Source organism: Enorma phocaeensis (genome assembly GCF_900186505.1).
GTDB classification, from domain to species: domain Bacteria; phylum Actinomycetota; class Coriobacteriia; order Coriobacteriales; family Coriobacteriaceae; genus Enorma; species Enorma phocaeensis.
In genome coordinates this window covers 1-5,353 of record NZ_LT891965.1, presented here as the reverse complement: position 1 = coordinate 5,353, position 5,353 = coordinate 1, and the positions used below count along the sequence as shown (strand labels likewise).

At 66.4% G+C, this 5,353-nt stretch carries 3 rRNA genes; all 3 read left to right on the top strand.

From position 1 onward, the window contains the following. Nucleotides 1–225: 225 nt before the first annotated feature. The 3 genes from C1717_RS00050 to rrf all read left to right on the top strand — a co-directional run bounded on the left by C1717_RS00050 (nt 226) and on the right by rrf (nt 5,316). Nucleotides 226–1,729: ribosomal RNA gene (locus C1717_RS00050) — 16S ribosomal RNA — on the top strand. A gap of 362 nt (nt 1,730–2,091) precedes the next feature. Continuing rightward, nucleotides 2,092–5,062: ribosomal RNA gene (locus C1717_RS00045) — 23S ribosomal RNA — on the top strand. A gap of 138 nt (nt 5,063–5,200) precedes the next feature. Further along, nucleotides 5,201–5,316, top strand: a 5S ribosomal RNA gene (gene rrf, locus C1717_RS00040). Together the 16S, 23S and 5S rRNA genes form the textbook arrangement of a ribosomal RNA operon. Nucleotides 5,317–5,353: the final 37 nt, after the last annotated feature.

The window sequence follows — 5,353 nt, the reverse complement described above, 5'->3', positions numbered from 1 at the left end:
GCGCGGGAGCGCGCCCTCCTCGCCAGGGAGAGACGATTGATAACCATTTGTGATTTCGAGCGGAACTCACCTATACGTGAGTGAGAGACCACGGCCCCCCTCGGGGGGCGAGTCGATTCACCTTTCCAGGAAGTTCAGAAACGCTACGCAATCGGATGGATCCAGATCGGCGTCATGCCGGCCGGGAACGGTCACCCCGCTCCGGGCTGATTCACAGAAATCGCTTGGACGGAGAGTTCGATCCTGGCTCAGGATGAACGCTGGCGGCGCGCCTAACACATGCAAGTCGAGCGGCACCCTGCTTCGGCAGGAAGCGAGCGGCGAACGGCTGAGTAACACGTGACCAACCTGCCCTCCGCACGGGGACAGCCGCGGGAAACCGCGGGTGATACCCGGTGGCCCCCGGGGACCGCATGGCCCCCGGGGCATAGCTCCGGCGGCGGGGGATGGGGTCGCGGCCCATCAGGTAGACGGCGGGGTGACGGCCCACCGTGCCGACAACGGGTAGCCGGGTTGAGAGACCGACCGGCCAGATTGGGACTGAGACACGGCCCAGACTCCTACGGGAGGCAGCAGTGGGGAATCTTGCGCAATGGGGGCAACCCTGACGCAGCGACGCCGCGTGCGGGACGGAGGCCTTCGGGTCGTGAACCGCTTTCGGCAGGGACGAGGATGACGGTACCTGCAGAAGAAGCCCCGGCTAACTACGTGCCAGCAGCCGCGGTAATACGTAGGGGGCGAGCGTTATCCGGATTCATTGGGCGTAAAGCGCGCGTAGGCGGCCGCGCAGGCGGGGGGTCAAATCCCGGGGCTCAACCCCGGGCCGCCCCCCGAACCGCGCGGCTTGGGTCCGGCAGGGGAGGGTGGAACGCCCGGTGTAGCGGTGGAATGCGCAGATATCGGGCGGAACACCGGTGGCGAAGGCGGCCCTCTGGGCCGGCACCGACGCTGAGGCGCGAGAGCCGGGGGAGCGAACAGGATTAGATACCCTGGTAGTCCCGGCCGTAAACGATGGACGCTAGGTGTGGGGACGTACGTGTCTCCGTGCCGCAGCCAACGCATTAAGCGTCCCGCCTGGGGAGTACGGCCGCAAGGCTAAAACTCAAAGGAATTGACGGGGGCCCGCACAAGCAGCGGAGCATGTGGCTTAATTCGAAGCAACGCGAAGAACCTTACCAGCGCTTGACATGCAGGTGAAGCCGGGGAGACCCGGTGGCCGGAAGGAGCCTGCACAGGTGGTGCATGGCTGTCGTCAGCTCGTGTCGTGAGATGTTGGGTTAAGTCCCGCAACGAGCGCAACCCCCGCCGCGTGTTGCCATCACCTCGGGTGGGCACCCACGCGGGACCGCCGGCGCCAAGCCGGAGGAGGGCGGGGACGACGTCAAGTCATCATGCCCCTTATGCGCTGGGCTGCACACGTGCTACAATGGCCGGTACAGAGGGTTGCCACCCCGCGAGGGGGAGCGGATCCCGAAAGCCGGCCCCAGTTCGGACCGGGGGCTGCAACCCGCCCCCGCGAAGTCGGAGTTGCTAGTAATCGCGGATCAGCATGCCGCGGTGAATGCGTTCCCGGGCCTTGTACACACCGCCCGTCACACCACCCGAGTCGTCTGCACCCGAAGCCGCCGGCCCAACCGCGAGGGGGGAGGCGTCGAAGGTGTGGAGGGCGAGGGGGGTGAAGTCGTAACAAGGTAGCCGTACGGGAACGTGCGGCTGGATCACCTCCTTTCTAGGGAGCACCCCAAGAGAGACATCAGAATTACGTTTTCCTAGTCGGTTTTCAGCCCGGCGCGGCGGTACCGCCCGGCCCGGCCTCCCTGGCGCCCGACCATCGCGGTCTCCGGCCCCCGGGGCGCGACCCCGCGTACCTTGAGAGCCGCATAGCGCGACGGCGACGGGCGGGAGCCCTGAGCCGGTCGCGATCTCCATAAGACGCATCAGATTTCGATCTTGACCGATCATGATTTTCGGGAAGCATCTTATCGACCAGACCGAAAGGTCTGCATATGGCGACACCGATCGTATCGATATTCATATCGCACCGATGCTATTCATGAGATTATCGTTGGATACCGTGGCCCGCGCATGGCGCGGGAAGATGACACGGGCGCACGGCGGATGCCTTGGCGCAGGGAGCCGACGAAGGGCGCGGCAAGCCGCGATAGTCCCCGGGGAGGCGCACACGGCCTTCGATCCGGGGGTGCCCGAATGGGAGAACCCGCGGCGCGATGGCGCCGCATCCCCGCCCTGAATCCATAGGGGCGGGGAGGGGAACCGGGGGAACTGAAACATCTAAGTACCCCGAGGAGGAGAAATCAATCACGAGATCCCCCGAGTAGCGGCGAGCGAAAGGGGGCGACGGCCAAACCGGCGAGCGCTCAACGGCCTGAGGGCCTCGCGCCGCCGGGGTTGTAGGGCCGCCCGCCCGGGAGCCTCAGCTCCCGGCGGGTCTCGTCCACCGGGAGCCGAACGGCATGGGAAGGCCGGCGGCACAGGGTTAGGGCCCCGTAGGCGAACCGGTAGGGCGGACCCGGAGGCGGTCCCTGAGTAGGGCCGGGCACGTGAAACCCGGTCCGAACCTGGGTGGACCACCATCCAAGCCTGAACACTACCCTGCGACCGATAGCGTACAAGTACCGTGAGGGAAAGGTGAAAAGCACCCCGGGAGGGGAGTGAAACAGCACCTGAAACCGTGCGCCCACGAGCAGTCGGAGCACCCTTGTGGTGTGACGGCGTGCCTTTTGTAGAATGAGCCAGCGAGTCAGACGCGCGCGGCGAGGTTAAGCTTGGAAGCGAGCCGCAGCGAAAGCGAGTCCGAAACGGGCGCAGCAGTCGCGCGCGCTGGACGCGAAGCCGGGTGAGCTATCCCTGGGCAGGCTGAAGCGGGGGTAAGACCCCGTGGAGGGCCGAACGCACGTCGGTTGAAAACGGCGGCGATGACCTGGGGATAGGGGTGAAAGGCCAATCAAACCCGGAGATATCTCGTTCTCCCCGAAATAGCTTTAGGGCTAGCGTCGCGCGTTCTCCGCCGGAGGTAGAGCACCGGACGGGTGAGGGGGCTTCGCCGCCTACCGATCCCGACCGAACTCCGAATGCCGGCGGACCAAGCGCGGCAGTCAGAGCATGTGGGCTAAGCTGTGTGCTCGAGAGGGAAACAGCCCAGACCGCCCGCCAAGGCCCCCAAGTCCGTGCCGAGTGGCAAAGGATGTGCGTCCGCCCAGACAGCCAGGAGGTTGGCTTAGAAGCAGCCACCCCTTCAAAGAGTGCGTAACAGCTCACTGGCCGAGTGGACATGCGCCGACAATACACGGGGCTAAGCACGGCGCCGAAGCGGCGGATACGTCTCGACGTATGGTAGGGGAGCGTCCCCTGGGGGGCGAAGCCGGCGGGCGACCGCCGGTGGACCGCAGGGGAGCGAGGATGCTGGCATGAGTAGCGAGAGGCTGGAGAGTAACCAGCCCGCCGTAAACCCGAGGTTTCCTGGGCGAGGCTAATCCCCCCAGGGTCAGTCGGGGGCTAAGGCGAGGCCGGAAGGCGTAGCCGAAGCGCAGCAGGTGGACATTCCTGCACCGCGCACGCGGCGCTTACGACCGATGCGGCGACGGATGGGGGTGGCTCGGCCGGGTTCTGGACGTCCCGGTGATGGAGCGCGGCCCGCGGGGGAGGGAAGTCCCCCCCGCGCGAGGGTTAGGCTCCGGACGAAGCGGCTTCGCGAAGCGAGTGAGCCCGTGGTCCCTAGAAAAACCGCTAGGCAGGCGCGTGCGCGCCCGTACCGCAAACCGACACAGGTGGGTGGGTAGAACATACCGAGGCGATCGGGTCAACCGTGGTCAAGGAACTCGGCACAATGGCCCCGTAACCTAGGGAGAAGGGGTGCCGGCGCGTACGTGAAGGGGCATGCCCCCGGAGCGGAGGCCGGCCGCAGTGAAGAGGCCCAAGCGACTGTTTACCAAAAACACAGGACTCTGCAGAAGCCGCAAGGCGACGTATAGGGTCTGACGCCTGCCCGGTGCCGGAAGGTCACGCGGAGGGGTCAGCCGCAAGGCGAAGCTCCGAAGCCAAGCCCCGGTAAACGGCGGCCGTAACTATAACGGTCCTAAGGTAGCGAAATTCCTTGTCGGGTAAGTTCCGACCTGCACGAAAGGCGCAACGACTTGGGCGCTGTCTCGACCACGGACCCGGTGAAATTGCACTGGTCGTGAAGATGCGACCTACCCGCGGAAGGACGGTAAGACCCCGTGAACCTTCACTGCAGCTTGGCATTGGCCGCTGCACGGGAGCGTAGAGGATAGGCGGGAGGCTACGATGCGGGGGCGCCAGCCCCCGCGGAGCCGACCTTGGAATACCGCCCCCTCCCGTGCGGCGTCCTAACCCCTGGCCGCGATCCGGCAGGGGGACCGTGCCAGGCGGGCAGTTTGACTGGGGCGGTCGCCTCCTAAAGGGTAACGGAGGCGCGCGAAGGTCCGCTCGGGGCGGTCGGCAACCGCCCTTTTGAATGCAAGAGTACAAGCGGGCTTGACTGCGAGACCCACGAGTCGAGCAGGTGCGAAAGCAGGCTCTAGTGATCCGGCGGCCCCACGTGGGAGGGCCGTCGCTCAACGGATAAAAGGTACTCCGGGGATAACAGGCTGATCTTGCCCAAGAGTCCACATCGACGGCAAGGTTTGGCACCTCGATGTCGGCTCATCGCATCCTGGGGCTGGAGCAGGTCCCAAGGGTACGGCTGTTCGCCGTTTAAAGCGGTACGCGAGCTGGGTTCAGAACGTCGTGAGACAGTTCGGTCCCTATCCTCCGTGGGCGCAGGAGACTTGATGGAGGCTGCCCCCAGTACGAGAGGACCGGGGTGGACGCGCCTCCGGTGAACCGGTTGTCGACCAACGGCACGGCCGGGTAGCCGCGCGCGGCGCGGATAACCGCTGAAGGCATCTAAGCGGGAAGCCGTTCCAGAGATGGGGTCTCCCTTCGGTAAGGGCACTCGTAGACGACGAGTTCGATAGGCGGCAGGTGCAAGCGCGGCGACGCGCTCAGCCGAGCCGTACTAATCGCCCGAGCTCTTCACGCCCAGGCGCGGGCCCGCACCGGCGGGTCGGTGGCGCCTGGCTTCCCGGATGCGATGTGGGCGATCGCGGCGCCGCGCGCTGTGCGGCCCTGAGGGCACGCGGGGGCGAGACGCCCCGCATCCGGCGGGCGCCGCCCACCGGTCAGCGGCCATGGCAGGGGGGGCACGCCCGGTCCCGTTCCGAACCCGGAAGCTAAGCCCCCGAGCGCCGAGAGTACTGCGGGTGCAGCCCGTGGGAGGGCAGGGCGCCGCTGACCGGTGGACGGCACCGAGCCGGACACAACGAACTGAAAG